Annotated in this window: 16 protein-coding genes; 11 read left to right on the forward strand and 5 right to left on the reverse strand. The window is 65.1% G+C overall.

The window, feature by feature from the left end:
* The first annotated feature begins 86 nt into the window (after positions 1-86).
* On the forward strand, positions 87-941 hold the full coding sequence (locus P8T11_RS27820; protein ID WP_268079092.1) for a DMT family transporter: 855 nt from the start codon (positions 87-89) through the stop codon (positions 939-941).
* 31 nt (positions 942-972) lie between these two features.
* On the forward strand, positions 973-1,839 hold the full coding sequence (locus P8T11_RS27825; RefSeq protein WP_268079091.1) for a sulfurtransferase: 867 nt from the start codon (positions 973-975) through the stop codon (positions 1,837-1,839).
* 122 nt (positions 1,840-1,961) lie between these two features.
* On the opposite strand, the gene P8T11_RS27830 is transcribed toward P8T11_RS27825, so the two are convergent.
* Both P8T11_RS27830 and P8T11_RS27835 read right to left on the reverse strand, forming a co-directional pair.
* Complete coding sequence (locus P8T11_RS27830) at positions 1,962-2,531, reverse strand: phosphonate degradation HD-domain oxygenase (protein ID WP_100857135.1); 570 nt, start codon at positions 2,529-2,531, stop codon at positions 1,962-1,964.
* A 52-nt stretch (positions 2,532-2,583) separates the two neighbouring features.
* Positions 2,584-3,447 carry a LysR family transcriptional regulator gene (locus P8T11_RS27835; protein ID WP_268079090.1) on the reverse strand — a complete coding sequence of 288 codons (864 nt, stop codon included), beginning with the start codon at positions 3,445-3,447 and terminating at the stop codon, positions 2,584-2,586.
* Between the two features lie 146 nt (positions 3,448-3,593).
* Between P8T11_RS27835 and P8T11_RS27840 the strand changes: the two genes are divergently transcribed.
* The 5 genes from P8T11_RS27840 to P8T11_RS27860 all read left to right on the forward strand — a co-directional run bounded on the left by P8T11_RS27840 (position 3,594) and on the right by P8T11_RS27860 (position 9,610).
* Entirely contained in the window at positions 3,594-4,667 is a 1,074-nt protein-coding gene (locus P8T11_RS27840; protein WP_268079089.1) for a putative 2-aminoethylphosphonate ABC transporter ATP-binding protein, read from the forward strand.
* On the forward strand, positions 4,645-6,456 hold the full coding sequence (locus tag P8T11_RS27845) for a putative 2-aminoethylphosphonate ABC transporter permease subunit (protein WP_418910265.1): 1,812 nt from the start codon (positions 4,645-4,647) through the stop codon (positions 6,454-6,456). The genes P8T11_RS27840 and P8T11_RS27845 overlap by 23 nt, the downstream gene beginning before the upstream one ends.
* Positions 6,457-6,471: 15 nt before the next feature.
* Positions 6,472-7,302, forward strand: coding sequence for a phosphonoacetaldehyde hydrolase (gene phnX, locus P8T11_RS27850; protein WP_268079087.1), 831 nt, complete (start codon positions 6,472-6,474; stop codon positions 7,300-7,302).
* A gap of 141 nt (positions 7,303-7,443) precedes the next feature.
* Positions 7,444-8,466, forward strand: a complete 1,023-nt coding sequence (locus P8T11_RS27855) for a putative 2-aminoethylphosphonate ABC transporter substrate-binding protein (protein ID WP_268079086.1) — start codon at positions 7,444-7,446, stop codon at positions 8,464-8,466.
* Positions 8,467-8,479: 13 nt separating this feature from the next.
* Positions 8,480-9,610 carry a TIGR03364 family FAD-dependent oxidoreductase gene (locus P8T11_RS27860; protein WP_268079085.1) on the forward strand — a complete coding sequence of 377 codons (1,131 nt, stop codon included), beginning with the start codon at positions 8,480-8,482 and terminating at the stop codon, positions 9,608-9,610.
* Between the two features lie 89 nt (positions 9,611-9,699).
* Here P8T11_RS27860 and P8T11_RS27865 read toward each other — a convergent pair whose 3' ends face one another.
* The 3 genes from P8T11_RS27865 to P8T11_RS27875 all read right to left on the reverse strand — a co-directional run bounded on the left by P8T11_RS27865 (position 9,700) and on the right by P8T11_RS27875 (position 13,370).
* A complete protein-coding gene (locus tag P8T11_RS27865; protein ID WP_268079084.1) occupies positions 9,700-10,845 on the reverse strand; it encodes an aromatic ring-hydroxylating oxygenase subunit alpha in 1,146 nt (381 codons plus the stop codon).
* Between the two features lie 293 nt (positions 10,846-11,138).
* A complete protein-coding gene (locus tag P8T11_RS27870; protein ID WP_268079083.1) occupies positions 11,139-12,149 on the reverse strand; it encodes an acyltransferase in 1,011 nt (336 codons plus the stop codon).
* A gap of 252 nt (positions 12,150-12,401) precedes the next feature.
* The gene (locus tag P8T11_RS27875; protein WP_268079082.1) at positions 12,402-13,370 is read right to left on the reverse strand and encodes a Bug family tripartite tricarboxylate transporter substrate binding protein; all 969 of its coding nucleotides are present in this window, start codon (positions 13,368-13,370) and stop codon (positions 12,402-12,404) included.
* Positions 13,371-13,538: 168 nt separating this feature from the next.
* Between P8T11_RS27875 and P8T11_RS27880 the strand changes: the two genes are divergently transcribed.
* The 4 genes from P8T11_RS27880 to dxs all read left to right on the forward strand — a co-directional run bounded on the left by P8T11_RS27880 (position 13,539) and on the right by dxs (position 17,577).
* Positions 13,539-14,393 carry an IclR family transcriptional regulator gene (locus P8T11_RS27880; RefSeq protein WP_268079081.1) on the forward strand — a complete coding sequence of 285 codons (855 nt, stop codon included), beginning with the start codon at positions 13,539-13,541 and terminating at the stop codon, positions 14,391-14,393.
* A gap of 82 nt (positions 14,394-14,475) precedes the next feature.
* Positions 14,476-14,742 carry an exodeoxyribonuclease VII small subunit gene (locus P8T11_RS27885; RefSeq protein ID WP_268079080.1) on the forward strand — a complete coding sequence of 89 codons (267 nt, stop codon included), beginning with the start codon at positions 14,476-14,478 and terminating at the stop codon, positions 14,740-14,742.
* A 7-nt stretch (positions 14,743-14,749) separates the two neighbouring features.
* On the forward strand, positions 14,750-15,661 hold the full coding sequence (locus P8T11_RS27890) for a polyprenyl synthetase family protein (RefSeq protein WP_268079079.1): 912 nt from the start codon (positions 14,750-14,752) through the stop codon (positions 15,659-15,661).
* Positions 15,662-15,714: 53 nt separating this feature from the next.
* Positions 15,715-17,577: a 1-deoxy-D-xylulose-5-phosphate synthase gene (gene dxs / locus P8T11_RS27895; RefSeq protein ID WP_268079078.1), complete on the forward strand. Its 1,863-nt coding sequence runs from the start codon at positions 15,715-15,717 to the stop codon at positions 17,575-17,577.
* Positions 17,578-17,712 lie beyond the last annotated feature (135 nt).

The following is a 17,712-nucleotide window of genomic DNA, read 5'->3' on the forward strand; positions in this document are numbered from 1 at the left end:
GACTCGCCGGCACCGCTCCCGATGGCGAAGAGTATAGTATCGCTTTCCCCTAGTTCCCCCCACTTTTCCCTTAGCGCAGAACCCCAATGCAGGCTCTCTGGATGTTGTTGGCGTCCGCCATGTTCGCCACCATGGGGTCGTTCGTGAAGTTCGGCACCGAACACGGCGCCTCGTTGCCGCAGATCGTGCTTTTTCGTGGGCTGCCTTCCGTTCTTCTCTTGTTGCTGTGGGCGCGCGCCGGCCGGCAATCCATTGTTCCGACCAGTTGGAAACTGCACCTGTGGCGCAACTTGTCCGGTGTGACGTCGATGTGGCTGGGGTTTTTCGCCATTTCGCATCTGCCGCTGGCCACCGCGACCAGCCTGAACTACACCGCGCCCCTTTTCATAGCCTGTTGGATGCTGGGCTGGGGCGGCGCGCAGCGCGACCCCGTCCGCATCATTGCCGTAGCCTTGGGTTTCCTGGGTGTGATCGCCGTGTTGCGGCCGAGCATCACCGACGACCAATGGCTGGCGGCGCTGATGGGGATGGGGGCGGGCGCCATGTCGGCAGTCGCCATGATGCAGATCCGCCAACTGGGCCGGATCGGCGAACCCGAGTGGCGCACCGTGCTGTTCTTTTCCGTGGCGGTCTGCGTGTCCAGCGTTGTCGGGCTGTGGTTCGAAGGCTGGGGCACCGCGGACTGGCAGGGCTATGCGTCGCTGGTGGGCGTGGGCGTGGCGGGCATGTTCGGCCAGCTTGCCATGACCCGGGCCTTCGGCGTGGGCTCGGCGCTGCTGACGGCGGCGCTGCAATACAGCACCATTATTTTCGCGGCCTTGCTGGGCATGGGCTTTTGGGGCGACCACCTGGATGGTCTGGCCTGGGCCGGCATGGGCTTGATCATCTCCGCCGGCCTGTTGTCGGTGTGGCGCACCATGCGCGACCCCAAGCCGGCCTGACGAGGCATCCCCTGAACCAGGAGCACACCGAATGACGATGACACTGATTTCCGCCGCCGATCTGGCTGGCCGCCTTGACGCTTCCGGGCCTGGCGTTTCCGACATCCGCGTCTTCGACGTGCGTCACGACCTGACCAATCACGCCGCGGGCCGCCAGGCATACGATGCCGGCCACATCCCCGGCGCCCGCTACCTGGACCACGAAACCGAACTGGCCGCGCCGCGCACCGGCAAGAACGGCCGCCACCCGCTGCCGTCGCGCGCCGAGCTGGGCGCACTCATGGCCGCCCATGGCGTGACGCCGCAAACGCTGGTCGTGGCCTATGACGCCAGCGGCGGCATGTACGCCGCGCACCTGTGGTGGATGCTGCGATGGCTGGGCCATGAACGCGTGGTGGTGCTGGACGGCGGCTGGCAGGCCTGGGTGGCGGCAGGGCTGCCGACCACGACTGACCCCGCCCCGGCCGTGCAAGCCGACCAGCCGGTTGAGCCCGGCGCGCCGCTGGTCGCTGCCGTTGACGCGCAGGCCGTGCTGGACAATATCGACCGGCCCGCCTTTACCGTGATCGACGCGCGCGCCGCCAACCGCTATCGCGGCGAAGTCGAACCGATGGATCCGGTGGCCGGCCACATCCCGGGCGCCCTGAACCGCCCGAACGGTGAAAACCTGCAAGCCGATGGAAGCTTCAAGTCCGCCGAGCAACTGCGCGTCGAATTCGACGGGCTACTTGGTGGCCGGGACCCTGGCGCCATCGTGCACCAGTGCGGCTCGGGCATTACCGCCTGCCACAACTTGCTGGCCATGGAAATCGCGGGTCTGTCTGGCTCGCGGCTGTACCCCGGCTCGTGGAGCGAATGGTGCAGCGACCCGTCGCGCCCGATGGCCAAGGGCACCTGAGGCGCAGCGGCGCACAAAAAAGCCAGGGTTCGCACCCTGGTTTTTTTTCGTCTCCGATGCGGTCCCCCGCGGCTCCTGCCGGGCTATTCCACCTGCGGCCCGTGCCGGACTATTCCGCCCGGCTACCAGATCGCCGCCAGCTTGACCCGCCCGGACACGCTTTCCGCGATCTCCAGGAAGTGGTCCAGTGGGGGCGTGGCCAGTCCCGGGACCTTGGCCATATCGTCCCAGCGCCGCAGGCGGATCGCATCGGGCGCGCCCGGCATGCTGGCGAAATCCACCGCTTGGCCGGCATCGAAACTGCCCCCTTGCAGCGCCAGGCTGCGTTTGGAATCCTCCGACAGCGACGCTTCGTATTGCGGCTCTACATAGCAGAGGTAGCGCTTGGCCTCCACGTGCAGGCGAATCGGATCCAGGACGGCGGAACTGAACAGCCCGCGCAGAAACGGCAGCACGAAATACTGGTGCTTGTCGTCAACGCCGCGCAGGGTAGGGGTGCCGGGGCGGTCGGCGATCAGGTGGCCCAGGTCATGCAGCAGGCAGGCGGTAATCAGCGAAGCGTTGGCGCCATGGCGTTCCGCCAGCGATGCCGTTTGCAGCGCATGCCGCAAATGGCTGACGGACTCGCCATGGTAGGAACGGTGTCCGCGTTCCAGGAAAATCTGTTCGATGTCTTGCAAGGTCAAGGCCATGGTTGTCTCCTGAGTGGCCGCAAGGGGGAGGGGGCGGGCAGTGACCTGTTGGTCAGCCGGCTGCCGGCGCCATCTCCAGAAAGCGCGCGATCAACTGCACCGGTTGGCGCTCGCGCAGGCAGTACAGGTATTCGTTCATCATGATCTCGGCGCCCTGGATGTCCAGGGCCGCCAGATCGGGGTGGGACGGGATTTCACGCGAGGGGATCAGGCTGATCCCCAAGCCGCAAAGAATTGCCTGCCGGATGGATTCCCGGCTACCGATCTCCAGCGTGCGGCGCACGCTGACGCCGGCCGCCGCGAGGGCGTCTTCCGTCAACTGGCGCGTCATGGAGCCGGGTTCGCGCAGCAGCAGGGCGTGCTCGGCCAGATCGGCCAGCCGGACCTGCCCACGCCGCGCCAGCGGATGGTCGCGATGGGTGACCACGCGGATCGGGTCGGCCGCGATCATCCTGCGGTACAGGTGCTTGTCATCCATCAGAAAGGAAGACGTGGCAATCTCGATGCGGTAGTCGTGCAGCGCTTGCAGCATCGACTGCGAATTCCCGATGGTGACCGCCAGGTCGATCCCTGGGTAGCGCTGGTTGTACCGGCGCACCGTGTCCATGATGTAGAAGGGGCCCGTCGCGCCAATGCGCAGATTGCCTTCGCGCAGGTCGCTGGCGTCGCGCAGGCGGAAATCGATCTCGGTTTCCTGCTGCACCAGCTTTTCCACCATGGGCATCAGGCTGTGCCCGGCGTCCGACAGCCGCATGCCCCGGCCCTGCCGGTGAAACAGTTCAATGCCGTAGCGTGATTCCAACTGACGCAACTGCCCCGTCACGGTCGGTTGGCTGACACCCAGTTGGGCGGCGGCCTTGGTGACGGTGCCGCAGCGGGCCACGGCGTAGAAGGATTTGAGTTCGGCGACAAGCACGATGTGGGGGCAGGAAAGGGACGCAATGCGCAAGACCGCCAGTACACCAAAATAATTTGATGTTTTTATTACTGCATTTGCGCGAAGTGTCATAAACGCTCAATACGCGCCTTCCATACTGGCTTCGTTCTCAGTCCGGAGGCAGCATGCCCCAACCCGATCGCGCCTTCCTCACAGTTAGAAATCTGGTCAAGCGTTTTGGCAGCCACACGGCGCTGGCCGACGTTTCGCTGGATATCCGCGCCGGAGAACTGGTGTGTCTGCTCGGCCCGTCCGGCTGCGGCAAGACCACGCTGCTGCGCGCCATCGCCGGCCTGGAGCGCCAGGACAGCGGCGCAATCGTGCTGTCGGGCCGTGATATTTCCCATGCCGAGCCGCAAGAGCGCGACTACGGCATCCTGTTTCAGTCCTACGCGCTGTTTCCCAACCTGACCGTGGCGCAGAACGTGGCTTACGGTTTGAGCGGCAAGCGGGCGCATCGCAACCACGTCGCCAACCGCGTCGAGGAAATGCTGAGCCTGGTTGGCCTGACGGGAGCCGCCGATAAATACCCCGGGCAGATCTCCGGTGGCCAGCAGCAGCGGGTGGCATTGGCGCGCGCGCTGGCCCCGTCGCCGTCCCTGTTATTGCTGGACGAGCCGATGTCGGCGCTGGACGCCCGGGTGCGCGAGCATCTGCGGATTGAATTGCGCGCGCTGCAAAAGCGCTTGTCGATCACGACATTGATGGTGACGCATGACCAGGAAGAGGCCATGGTGATGGCCGACCGCATCGCCGTCATGAACGGCGGCGTCATTGAGCAATTCGGGACGCCGCGCGAACTCTACCGCCAGCCGGCATCGGCCTTTATCGCCGATTTCGTGGGCGAGGCGAATTGGCTGCCGTTCGAACGCATCGATACCCATCGCGCCCGCGTCGGCCGCCAGGAACTGGCCGTGGACGAGGCGTTGGACGGCAAGTCCGGCAAGCTGTTCGTGCGCCCGGAAGCGGTGCGCGTCAGCATGGCGCGCTCGGAAGAACCCAACTCGATGCTGGCCGACGTACTGGACGGCGTGTTCCTGGGCCGGGGCTATCGCCTGGCCTTGCGCCTGGAAGGCGTGCCCGGCTCCACGGTGCATTCGATCGTGTCCCCTGAAATCGGAGACGCCCTGTTGGGCCCTCACGCCGCCAGCCGTTGCTGGGTGGAGCTGCCGCGCCATGCGATTCGCGCCTACGCTTGATTCCGCCATGACTGGATCGCCTTCCGTGGCCGAACTGGCCCCCGCCCCGGCCGCCACTTCGACCCCCGTCCCCGCGCCGACCACGCCCGCTTTGGGCCGCCGCCCCATGCCCGCCTGGATCGGCGCGCTGGGCCTGACCACGGGGCAGGGCGCGCTGGTGCTGTTTCTGGTGCTGTTCCTGGCGCTGCCGCTGCTGGCCATCCTGGCCAAGTCCGTGACCGACAGCGAAGGCGCCTGGGCCGGCCTGTCGGTGGTGTCCGGCATCATCGGCGCGGATGGCTTTCTTGCCATGGTCGGGCGCAGCCTGACCGTGGGTGTGGTGACGATGCTGGTGGTGGTGCCGTGCGCCTATGGCTTCGCCTACGGCCTGACTCGCACCCGCTTGCCGGGCAAGGGCCTGTTGCGCACCATCGCCTTGCTGCCCTTGCTGGCGCCATCGCTGTTGCCCGGCATTGCGCTGATCTATCTGCTGGGTAACCAGGGCCTGCTCAAGGGCCTGACGGGTGGCGCCACCATCTATGGCTTCTGGGGCATTGTGGTGGGCGAGGCTTTCTACACGTTTCCGCATGCGCTGATGATTCTGCTGACCGGCCTGACACTGGCCGATGGACGGCTGTACGACGCGGCGCGGGCCATGGGCGCGGGTCCGTGGCGCACCTTCCTGACCGTGACCCTGCCCGGCACGCGCTATGCCGTGTTCTCGGCCTGCTGCGTGGTGTTCACCTTGACCGTTACCGATTTCGGCGTCCCCAAAGTGGTGGGCGGTGACTACAACGTGCTGGCCATGGAAGCCTACAAGGCGGTCGTCGGACAGCAGAACTTTCCCAAAGGCGCGGCCATCGGCATCTTGCTGTTGCTGCCCGCCCTGCTGACCTTTGTGTTGGACCGCCGCCTGCGTGCCCGCCAGGGTGCGCAGATGAGCGGCCGCGCCCAACCCTACGCGGCGGGTCATAACCGACGCCGCGATGCCGCGTTCCTGCTGTTGGCGGGCGTGTTGGCCGCGTTCCTGCTGCTGATCATCGGCGTGGCCGTCTGGGCGTCGTTCGTGAAGATGTGGCCGTACAACCTGTCGATGTCGCTGCGTTCCTACGACTTCGACAACATGGACGGGGGCGGCTGGCTGGCTTGGCGCAACAGCCTGCAACTGGCGCTGTGGACCGCCTTGATCGGCACGGCCGTGGTGTTCGTGGGCGCCTGGATGATGGAAAAAGTGCCGGCGCGCGGCTCGGTGGCACGCGGCCTGCGCGCCACGGTCAGCATGCTGGCCTTGATGCCGATGGCCGTGCCTGGCCTGGTGCTGGGGCTGGGCTACATCTTCTTCTTCAACAGCCTGATGAACCCGCTGAACATGCTGTACGGCACGATGCCGCTGCTGGTCCTGTGTACGGTGGTCCACTTCTACACCAGCGCGCATCTGACGGCGGCCACCGCGCTGAACGCCCTGGATCCCGAGTTCGAAGCGGCTTCGGCGTCGTTGAAGGTGCCGCGCATGACGACGTTCCTGCGGGTCACGCTACCCATGTGCCTGCCCGCTGCGCTGGACGTTGCCCGCTACTTGTTTGTTTCCGCCATGACGACCGTGTCGGCCGTGGTGTTCCTGTACAGCCCGTCCACGGTGCTGGCCGCCGTCGCCGTGCTCAATATGGATGATGCCGGCTTCATCGGCCCGGCCGCCGCCATGTGCACCGTGATCATGGCCAGTTCCGCCACGGCGGCCCTGCTGCTGCATCTGGCAAGCCGCGCGCTGGTCGCGCGCAGCCAGGCGTGGCGCCGGCCCGTGGCCCTTTGATCGCTTATTTCTAGGATGACCCTCATGACTGTTTCAACCTTGCCCGTCCAACTGGAAGCCGTCATCTTTGACTGGGCCGGCACGCTGGTGGACTTCGGTTCGTTTGCGCCCACCAAGGTGTTCGTGGACGCCTTCTCGCAGTTCGGCATGGAGGTGTCGCTGAAGGAAGCCCGCGGCCCCATGGGCATGGGCAAGTGGGACCATATCCGCGCCCTGTGCGACCAGCCCGCCATCGCCAGCCAGTACCAGGCCCAGTTTGGTCGCTTGCCTTCCGATGACGACGTGACCGCCATCTACGATCGCTTCCTGCCGATGCAACTGGAAAAGGTGGCGCAATATTCAGCGGCCATTCCGGGCGCGGCGGAATTGCTGCGCGCCCTGCGCCAACACGGCTTGAAGATCGGCTCGTGCTCGGGCTACCCCGACAGCGTCATGCGCCGGGTGGTCGAGCGCGCGGCGTCCGAGGGCTTGGAGCCGGACTGCATCGTGGCCAGTGATGATGTGCCGCGCGCGCGCCCGGCGCCTGCGATGGCCTTGAAAAACGTGATCGAGCTGGGGCTGTTGGACGTGGCCGGCTGCATCAAGGTCGACGACACCGCGCCCGGCATCGAGGAAGGGCGCCGCGCGGGCATGTGGACGGTGGGCCTCCTGCTGTCCGGCAACGCCGCCGGCCTGACGCTGGACGAATACCTGAGCCTGGATGAGAACGGGCGCGAGCGCGCACGCACGGAGGCTCGCGTTGAGCTGTCGTCCGCCCACCCGCATTACCTGATCGACACGGTAGCCGACCTGCCCGCCGTGATCACCGACATCGAAGCCCGACTGGCGCGAGGCCAACGACCCTGAGCGCAGCCCCCTCTGCCTTGACGCCATCCGCCCGGCGTTGCCGGACGTAGTTCCACTTTTCGTTTCACCGCGACCGCGGTCGGCAATGTCCGGCCGTGGCGGCGACCTTCAACCTTTTTCCGCTCAAACACGGAGTTACTCATGAATCGCTACAAGCTGCTTGCCCTGGCCACCGCCCTGACGGGCGTGATGGGCGCCGCCTCCGCCGAGACCACGCTGACGGTCTACACCGCGCTCGAAGCCGACCAGATCAAGGTCTATCAAGCCGCGTTTGAAAAGGCCAATCCCGACATCAAGATCCAGTGGGTCCGCGATTCCACGGGCATCATCGCCGCCAAGCTGTTGGCGGAAAAGAGCAACCCCAAGGCGGACGTGATCTGGGGCTTGGCCGGCACGGCGCTGGGCCTGATGGACAAGGAAGGCATGCTGCAACCCTACGCCCCGAAGGGCCTGGACCAGATCGCCGCGAACATGCGCGACGCCAAGGCCGAGCCGTCGTGGGTCGGCATGGACGGCTATGCCGCCGCCGTCTGCTTCAACACCATCGAAGCCGAAAAGCAGAAGCTGCCCAAGCCGACCTCGTGGCAAGACCTGACCAAGCCGGTCTATGCCGGCAAGATCGTCATGCCGAACCCGGCGTCCTCGGGTACGGGCTTTCTGGACGTCAGCGCCTGGCTGCAGATTTTTGGCGAAGAGAAGGGCTGGGCCTACATGGATGCCCTGCACAAGAACATTGGTTCGTACACGCACTCGGGCTCCAAGCCGTGCAACATGGCGGCCGCGGGTGAGTTCCCGATCGGCGTGTCGTTCGACTATCGCGCGGCCAAGCTGAAGGCCGACGGCGCGCCGGTCGAAGCCGTGTTCCCGTCGGAAGGCCTGGGCTGGGAAGTGGAAGCCACCGCCATCATGAAGGGCACCAAGCACCTGGAAGCCGCTCGCAAGCTGGCTGACTTCTCGGCCAGCCGCGAAGCCAACGAACTGTACAAGGCCAACTTCGCGGTGCTGGCGATTCCGTCCATCGCCACGGCCAACCCGAACCTGCCGGCTGACCTGACCAAGCGCATGATCAAGAACGACTTCGTGTGGGCCGCCACGAACCGTGAACGCATCATCGCCGAGTGGACCCGCCGCTACGACGGCAAGTCTGAGCCGAAGAAGAAGTAAGGCGTTGCCCGCGATGAAAACTTATGACGTGATCGTGGTGGGCGCGGGCATGCTTGGCATCGCCCACGCCTGGGCGGCTGCCAAGCGCGGCCTGTCGGTGGCGGTCATCGAGCGCAGCCGCCAGGCGCACGGCGCCACCATCCGCAACTTCGGCCAGGTCATCGTGACGGGCCAGCCGCCCGGCATGATGCTGTCGCATGCGCAGCAGGCGCGCGAGCTGTGGCTGGACCTGGCCGCCAAGGCGGGCTTTCATGTGCGGGCCAACGGCGCGTTGGTACTGGCGCGCAACCTCGACGAGGCCAGCGTGCTGCAGGAATTCGCGGACACGCGCCTGGCGCAGGAAGGCTACCGCGCCAACCTGTTGTCGGCGCGCGAGGTTGCCGGCCTGTATGGCGGACAGCTTGCGCACCACTGCCTGGCGCTGCAGGGGCATGACGACCTGCAGATCTATTCGCGCGAAGCCTTGCCCGCCATGACCCGCTATCTGGCGGAGTCGCTGGGGGTGACGTTCATTACCGGCACGCTGGCGCGCGCGGTGGAAAACGGCCTGGTCGGCACCACGGCCGGCGACTTCCAGGGCAAGCATGTTTTCGTGTGCCCCGGGCATGATTACCTGACGCTGCTACCCGAGCGTTTCGCGCCGCTGAACCTGGAAGTCTCGCGCTTGCAGATGCTGCGCGCGGCGTTCGACACCAACGCCATCGCCTTGGACCGCCCGGTGCTGACCGGCCTGTCGTGCGTGCATTACGGCGCATTCTCGGACCTGCCCACGGCGCAGGCCTTGCGCCAGGTGATCCAGGAACGCACGCCGATGCTGGTTGAAAACGGCATCCACCTGCTGATCAGCCCCACGCCGAATGGCGAACTGATCATCGGCGATTCGCATCACTACGGGCAGGATGCGTTCCCGTTCAACGATGAGGCGGTCGACAACGCCATGCTGGACCTGGCATCGCAGGCCTTGGGCGCGCGCTTGCGTGTGCTGGAGCGTTGGCAGGGCGTGTATGGCGCACACGGACCGGCGCCGTTCTCGGTCATGCCGGTGGACGCCGCCACGACCGTGGCGGTCATGCATTCCGGCGTCGGCATGACGGTGGGACTGGCGATCGGTGAACGCACGGTGGCGGGCGTGATCGGACATTGACGGGCACGGGCAAGCATTTGCCGCGTGCAATGAAACGGGCCTCGCGAAAAATTCGCGAGGCCCGTTGCTTTACGGATGCAAACCCGGGTTCAGAGGTCCTGCATGATGCGTCGATACCATTCATGAAAGTGCTGCATGCCGTCTTCCATCGGTGATTGGTAAGGGCCGGCCTCATTCACGCCGCGCAACATCAGGGCCCGGCGGCCGGCGTCCATGCGTTCGGCGATCTCATCGTCTTCGATGGCCGTCTCCATGTAGGCAGCGCGCTGGGCTTCGACAAATTCGCGTTCGAACGCCGAGATTTCCTCGGGGTAGTAGAACTCGACGACGTTCACCGTTTCCTGCGGGCTCTTCGGGTACAGCGTGGACAGCACCAGCACATGCGGATAAAGCTCGATCATGTGGGTCGGAAAGTACGTGACCCAGACCGCGCCGAAGTCGGGCGCATCGCCTTCGCGGAACGACAGCAGGCGGTCGTGCCATTGCTTGTACACGTCTGAACCCGGTTGGGCCAACGCATTGTGCACGCCCACTTTCTGCAGGCTGTACCAGTCGTTGAATTCCCAGGTCAGGTCGTCGCAGGTAACGAAACGGCCCAGGCCCGGGTGGAACGGCCCAACGTGGTAGTCCTCGAGGTAGACCTCGATGAATGTCTTCCAGTTGTAGTTGCACTGATGCACTTCAACGTGGTCGAGCACGTAGTCACCGAAGTTGAACTCGGGGCGCGAGAACAACGGGGCCATGTCCGATGCCGGGTCGCGCGGGCCTTCAAACAGCAAGCCGTGGCAATCGCGCAGGCGAAACTTCTGCAAATTCATGCAGGGGGTGGTCTCGAACTGAGGCGCGCCCAACAACTCGCCCTGGTTGTTGTACGTCCAACGGTGCAGCGGGCAGACAATATTGCCGCCGGTTGCCTTCAGATTGCCTTGCGTATTGCAGTTGCCGGCCACATTGCCGGCTTCGCCGCCCAGCATCAATGCCTGACGGTGGCGGCAGACATTTGAGATGAGTTCAACGCCTTGCTGGTTACGAACCAGCACGCGCCCTCCGTTTTCCTGGACCAACGACCGCCAATCCCCAATCTCGGGCACTAATTTCTGGTGTCCGACGTACTGCGAGGATTGCTTGAAAATGAGTTCTTGCTCGCGGGCAAAGAGGGCTTCGTCAAAATATGCGCTGACGGGTAGCTGGGTGCGAGCTGGCACGACATGTGCCATCCGACCGATGTCGGTCATGATTCCCTCCGCTCGGATAAAAAAGCCAGGACGGTTTGAGCTCTGCCAAGCGTTTTTGTTCAAGCCCAGCGGTGTCAGGAGACGTCCTGGAAACCGCTTGGAGCTCAACGATGAGCTTGGCTACATACGTGCTGGCGCGAAGAAAAATCGGTGTCTGGCCGATCAAATAAGCCGTGAATTGTACCCCAAGGGCCTCCCTCACGCCCGCGAAGATGGACGAGGGTTCGTCCAGTGTTCACGGGGCCTGCGGGCCCCGTTCGAACGTCCGATTAACCCTTCGCGGCGTAGGTCTTTCAGACGAGCTTGCGCGTAGCCGGGTGGCGCTTCAACAGCCAGCAACAGGCTGCTGACAAGGCAAAGACGGCAAGGGTCAGCAAGGGCACTGTCCAGGCGTCGCGCGGATTGCCGGAAATGGCGCCGGCCCGGCGCGCCACATCCAGGAACACGGGATGGATCAGGTAGATGCCGAAGGTCAGCGGCGCCAGGGCGGCCAGGCGCGGCAGTCGAGGAGAATCCACGATCCATTGGAACGCGGCCAGCGACATGAAGGGCACGGTCAGGCTGAAGTAGTCGTAGAAGTAGGTGTCCAGCTTATGGCCGTCGGACATCAGGTTCACGCCCAGGGCGGTGGCCGCCACGCTGGCCAGCAGCATCAGGCCGGGCCGGGGAATGCGCAGGTCGCCGTCGAAAATCAAGCGGCCGGCCACGAAGTAGCCCAGATACGGCAGGAACCACGTCAGGAAGAATCCATGTGGCGCGCCCAGCGCGCGTCGGTAGAGTGCGTCCAGGATAGCCACGCCCAGGATGCCCACCACCCAAAGCGCCCGCCCGCGCGGCGTGCTGCGCGCATACAGCATGCGGGCCAGCGGGGCGAACAGGTACAGGCCCACGATCATGTACAGGTACCAAAGGTGGTAATACGGTTCGCCTTGCGCCACCTTGCGCGGCCAGAACGAAAAATCGATACGGCCATCGTCCCACCAGTCCAGGCCGGTGCGCCAGGCCAGGTAGAACAAGGTCCAGAACAAGAGCGGCGCGCAGATACGCGCCATGCGGCGGCTATAGAACTGGCGGGCGTCCTGCGGCTTGTTGGGGTCCAGCAGCAGGGCGCCGCTGACCATCACGAATACGGGTACGCACCAGCGTGCCGCCGAGTCATAGAGATTGGCGGCCAGCCAGGCGCCCCGGCCGTAGGAAGCCGGGTCACTGACGATCAGCGCCGCGCTGTGCAACAGGACGACGGCCACGGCCGCCAACCAGCGGGCGGCATCCAGGCGGGCATAACGGTCTTCGGTCAAAGGCATCGGGCTCCCGCCGGGTGTTTGGTCCTTTTAACCTTAGCAGCGGGGCAGGTCCGGCTTCTGTATCCAGCGGTTAAGCAAGGCATAAAAAACCGACAGGGCCAGAAAAGGCGCTGTCGGCCGAAAGGGTGGCGGGGCGCGTGGCTGGCCGCCTGATCGCGGGCCGGCGGGACCGCGAACGATTTGTCACGAAACCGTTTGCGATAAGCCGCCTGGCGGCCTACTGCAGACGGGGCACTGCTTACCGAAGACGACTTACTGCACCACGATATTGGCTTGCTTGATCAGTTGAGACACGATCGGCTGTTCGGCCTTGATCTGTTTGTCGAGCTCGGCGGCCGTACCCGAACGCGGGTCGATGCCCATGTCCAGCATGCGCTTCTTCACGCCTTCATCCTTCAGCGTTTCGGTCAGCGCGGCTTGCAGCTTTTCCAGCACCGGCGCCGGCGTGCCCTTCGGCGCAACAAAGCTGAACCACGCCGTCATGTCGAAGCCTTGATAGCCCTCTTCGGACAAGGTCTTCAGCTTGGGCAGCGTGGCCAGGCGTGACGGGCTGGTAATGGCGAACACCTTGACCTTGCCTGCTTCTGCCTGCGGAATGCCGGTGGCGACCATGTCAAAGAACAGGTCCACGTCGCCGCTGATCAGGGCCGGCAGCGCTTGCGTGGCGCCCTTGAAGGGCACGTGAAGAATGTCGATGCCCGCGCGCGACTTGAACAGTTCACCCGCCAGGTGCGACGAGGTGCCGGGGCCGAAGGTGGCAAACGTCAGCTTGCCCGGGTTCTGCTTGGCATAGGCCACCACGTCCTGCGTGCTGTTGAAGGGCTGCTTGGGGCTGGACAGCAGCACCAGGGGGCCGACGCCCACCATGCCGATACGCGCGAAGCTGTCCGGGTCGTAGGGCAGGTCCTTGTACAGATAGCGGTTCGTGACGAGCGTGGAGTTGGTGGCCATCAGGATCGTGTAGCCGTCCGGCTGCTCGCGCGATACATAGGCCGCGCCAATGGACGTGCCCGCGCCCGCCTTGTTTTCCACGATCATGGATTGGCCCAGCGTCTTGGCCATGCGTTCAGCCAGGATGCGGGTCAGCACATCGGTGGCGCCGCCGGCCGGGAAGGGCGAGATGATCTTGATGGGCCGGGCCGGATAGGTCTCGGCTTGCGCGCCCAGTGCGGCCGCTCCCAGAACCAAGGTAGCCAGTAGTTTGATGCTCGTGCGAATCATGTTTTCCCCTTGAAATCGCGTGCGTGAGTGGATCGCCGGGCCTGGCTTTGGCGGCTGCGCGGTGAAGCGCGTGCGGTGCTTGCCAGGTCTCCTTGGATGCTTTAAATTCCGTTGTATGAAATTTAGTTTTGTCATTCGAAATAAACTATAAAAACGAAGCGTAGTGAAATGCAATCTTTTTCTGACCCCAAGCGCGTTGTTCATGCCGCCACCAAGCCGGACGAAAGGCTGGAACTGAGCCAGCCGGCACGCCGCAAACGCGCGGCCGGCGTGGGCGAGGGCGCCAGTTCGCCAGATTTCATTACCGCCTTGGCGCGGGGGTTGGATGTCTTGCGTTGTTTTCGCCATGGCGTGACGGCGCTGGGCAATCTGGACCTGGCCCGATTGACCGGGCTGCCCAAGCCCACCATCAGCCGCATCACGTACACGCTGACCGAACTGGGTTACCTGCGTTATCACCCCGACACCGGCAAGTATTCGCCGGGCTATGGGGTGCTGGCGCTGGGCTTTGGCTTGTTGGCCGGACTGGAAGTGCGCGAACTGGCCAAGGCGTCGATGAGCGACCTGGCCCGCGACACCGGCGGCGCGGTCGCGCTGGGCGCCTTCGATGGCGATGCCATGACGTATGTCGAGGCTATCCACGGCTCGTCGGCCTTGTACCTGCGCCTGCCCGTGGGCTATCGCGCCAGCCTGGACAGCGCCATGGGCCGGGCATATCTGGCCAGCCTGCCGCAAAGCGCCTGTGATGAGGTGATGGCACGGCTGGGCCAGGCGGCGCCGCCTGCCGATGCGATCCTGCGCGCGCGCGCCGAGCTTCAGGAATTTGGCTGCTGCTTCGCGCTGGGCGAATGGCAGTCGGGCATCAACGCCGTGGCGGTGCCGTTCACCTCGATCACCGGCGAAGGCGTCTTTGTCATGAGCTGCGGCGGTCCGGTAAGCCTGCTGCCGGAGCCTGACTTGCGCACCCGCGTGGGGCCGGCGTTGCGCGCCGCGATCGTGGGGCTGGCGGGGGCCTCGACCTGATCCCCGCAGCACATCCGGGTCTGGTTTGGCTATCTCGTACAATTCACAAATTGATCCACCCCTAGCGCCCTCGGAGACCCGTTTGGCCAAGCCCGCACAAGCCGATCCGCAGATTGATGACCGTCCCCTGCCTCAAGATTTCGAAACGGCCCTGGCCGAACTGGAGTCCTTGGTGGCGGCCATGGAAGACGGCTCGTTGCCGCTTGAGCAATCACTGACCGCCTACCGGCGCGGCGTGGCGCTTACGCGGGTCTGCCAGGAACGCCTGGCGCAGGCCGAACAGCAGGTCAAGGTTCTGGAAGGCGACCTGCTGCGCCCGCTGGACCCGGCAGCGCTGGATGACGAATAAGAATCCGATGAAGCAAACTCAACTCCCCTTTGCGGAGTGGTTGCAGGGTCGCGTGCGGCACGTCGAAGACGTGCTGGACGACCTGATGCCCCCCGCGGACGTGCTGCCTGTCCGCCTGCATGAAGCCATGCGCTACGCCGTGCTGGGCGGTGGCAAGCGTGTACGCGCCGCCATGGTCTACGCTGCGGGGCAGGCCTGCCCGGTCAGCGGCAGCGTGCTGGCCATCGAGGCATCGCTGGACCGCGCCGCGGCTGCCGTCGAATTGATCCATGCTTATTCGCTGGTGCATGACGACCTGCCGTGCATGGACAACGACACTTTGCGCCGTGGCCGGCCCACCACCCATGTGCAGTTCGACGAAGCCACCGCCATGCTGGCGGGCGACGCCTTGCAACCGCTGGCTTTCGACTTGCTGGCCTCGATGCCCATCGCGCCCGCGCTGATCGTGCAGGCGACCCAATCGCTGGCGCGCGCCGCCGGCAGCCAGGGCATGGCGGGCGGCCAGGCCATCGACCTGCTCAGCGTCGGCCATTCGCTGTCGCGCGACGAACTCCAGACCATGCACAGCATGAAAACGGGCGCCATGCTGGCGTGCAGCGTGGCTCTGGGCGGCATCGTGGCGGGCGCCAGTTCGGCCTCGCGCCAGGCGCTGGACGCCTATGCGCAAGCCATGGGCCTGGCGTTCCAGGTGGTGGACGATATTCTGGACGTTACCGCCGACACGGCCAGCCTGGGCAAGACGCCGGGCAAGGACGCGGCGGAAAACAAGCCCACCTACGTATCGCTGCTGGGCCTGTCCGAAGCGCGCGCGTTTGCCGAGGAATTGCGCGTGGCCGCGCGGGCGGCGCTGGAACCGCTGGGCGACGCGGGCTTGCGTCTGGCGCAATTGGCTGATTTCATCGTCCTTCGAGACCGCTGATCCGTGATAAGCCCGGCCTGGGTTCAGGCCGGGGCAACGAACCCCATACAAGCATGACGACTGATTTATTGGACCGCATTCAATCCCCGGCCGACCTCAAGCGCCTGGATCGCCGCGAGCTGAAAAAGCTTGCCGACGAACTGCGCGGCTTTGTGCTGGAGTCGGTATCCAAAACGGGCGGGCACCTGTCGTCCAACCTGGGCACGGTCGAGCTGACGCTGGCCCTGCATCAGGTGTTCGACACGCCGCATGACCGCATCGTCTGGGACGTGGGGCACCAGTCCTATCCGCACAAGATCCTGACTGGCCGCCGCGCCGGCATGGCCAAGTTGCGGCAGCAGGGCGGCATTTCGGGCTTTCCCAAGCGCAGCGAATCCGAGTACGACGCCTTTGGCACCGCGCACTCGTCCACGTCCATCTCGGCGGCGCTGGGCATGGCGGTGGCCTCGCGCAATGCGGGCGTGCAACGCCAGCACATCGCCGTCATTGGCGACGGCGCCATGTCCGCGGGCATGGCGTTCGAGGCCATGAACAACGCGGGCGTCACGCCCAACATCAATCTGCTGGTCATCCTGAACGACAACGACATGTCGATCTCGCCGCCAGTGGGGGCGCTGAACCGCTACCTGGCGCGCCTGATGTCGGGCCGCTTCTATGCCACCGCCAAGAACGTTGGCCGAGCCGTCCTGCAGCATGTGCCGCCCGTGCTGGAACTGGCGCGCCGGTTTGAAGAACATGCCAAGGGCATGGTCACGCCGGCCACGCTGTTTGAAGAGTTCGGCTTCAACTATGTCGGCCCCATCGATGGGCACGACCTGGACGCGCTGGTGCCCACCCTGCAGAACCTGAAGGCGCTGCAAGGGCTGCAATTCCTGCATGTGGTCACCAAGAAGGGGCAGGGCTACAAGCTGGCCGAGGCCGACCCGGTGCTGTATCACGGCCCGGGCAAGTTCGATCCCGCGGTCGGCATCCAGCAATCCAAGGCGCCGGGCAAGCGCACGTTCACGCAGGTGTTCGGCCAGTGGCTGTGCGACATGGCCGAGCAAGACCCGCATCTGGTCGCCGTCACGCCGGCCATGCGCGAAGGCAGCGGCCTGGTTGAATTCGAAAAGCGCTTTCCGCTGCGTTATTTCGACGTGGGCATCGCTGAACAGCACGCCGTGACGTTCGCGGCCGGCGTGGCCTGCGAGGGGCAAAAGCCCGTCGTGGCGATCTACTCCACCTTCATGCAGCGCGGCTACGACCAGTTCATCCATGACGTCGCGCTGCAAAACCTGGACGTGACCTTCGCGCTGGATCGCGCCGGTATTGTCGGCGCCGACGGCGCCACCCACGCCGGCAATTACGACATCGCCTTTCTGCGTTGCGTGCCGAACATGGTGGTGGCCACGCCTTCCGACGAAAGCGAAAGCCGATTGTTGCTGTCGACCTGTTATCAGCACCCCGGCCCGGCTTCGGTGCGCTATCCGCGCGGCGCCGGCTGTGGCGCCCCGGAAGGCGCGGGCTTGGAAACGGTGGAACTGGGCCGTGGCGTGGTGCGGCGCGAAGGCAAGAAAATCGCCATCCTGGGCTTTGGCACGCTGGTGCAAGCGGCGCTTGCCGCGGCCGGCAAGCTGGACGCCACGGTGGCCGACATGCGCTTCGTCAAGCCGATCGACCTTGACCTGATCCTGGACCTGGCGCGTCGCCACGACGCGCTGGTCACCATCGAAGACGCCTCGATCATGGGCGGGGCCGGCAGCGCGGTGCTGGAAGCGTTGAGCGCCGCGGGCGTGCAGATTCCGGTGCTGCAACTGGGCCTGCCGGACGTCTTCATCGACCATGGCGATCAGGCGGCGCTGCTGGCCGGCATTGGCCTGGATGCCGCCGGCATCGAGCAGTCGATCCGCAATCGCTACGCCGATCTGCTGGCTTGAAGCTGGCGCGACATCCGGTCGAGGGCGGTGCCCTCGTCCGGATTTGCAACACACTGTTCCGCCCCAACCGACCTACGGATAGAAGGGTTTTCCCTGGCGGTCGCGGGGCTTTGGGCGATAATGGCCCCCTCTCAA

The sequence above is a fragment of the Achromobacter spanius genome (assembly GCF_029637605.1).
GTDB lineage: Bacteria > Pseudomonadota > Gammaproteobacteria > Burkholderiales > Burkholderiaceae_B > Achromobacter > Achromobacter spanius_E.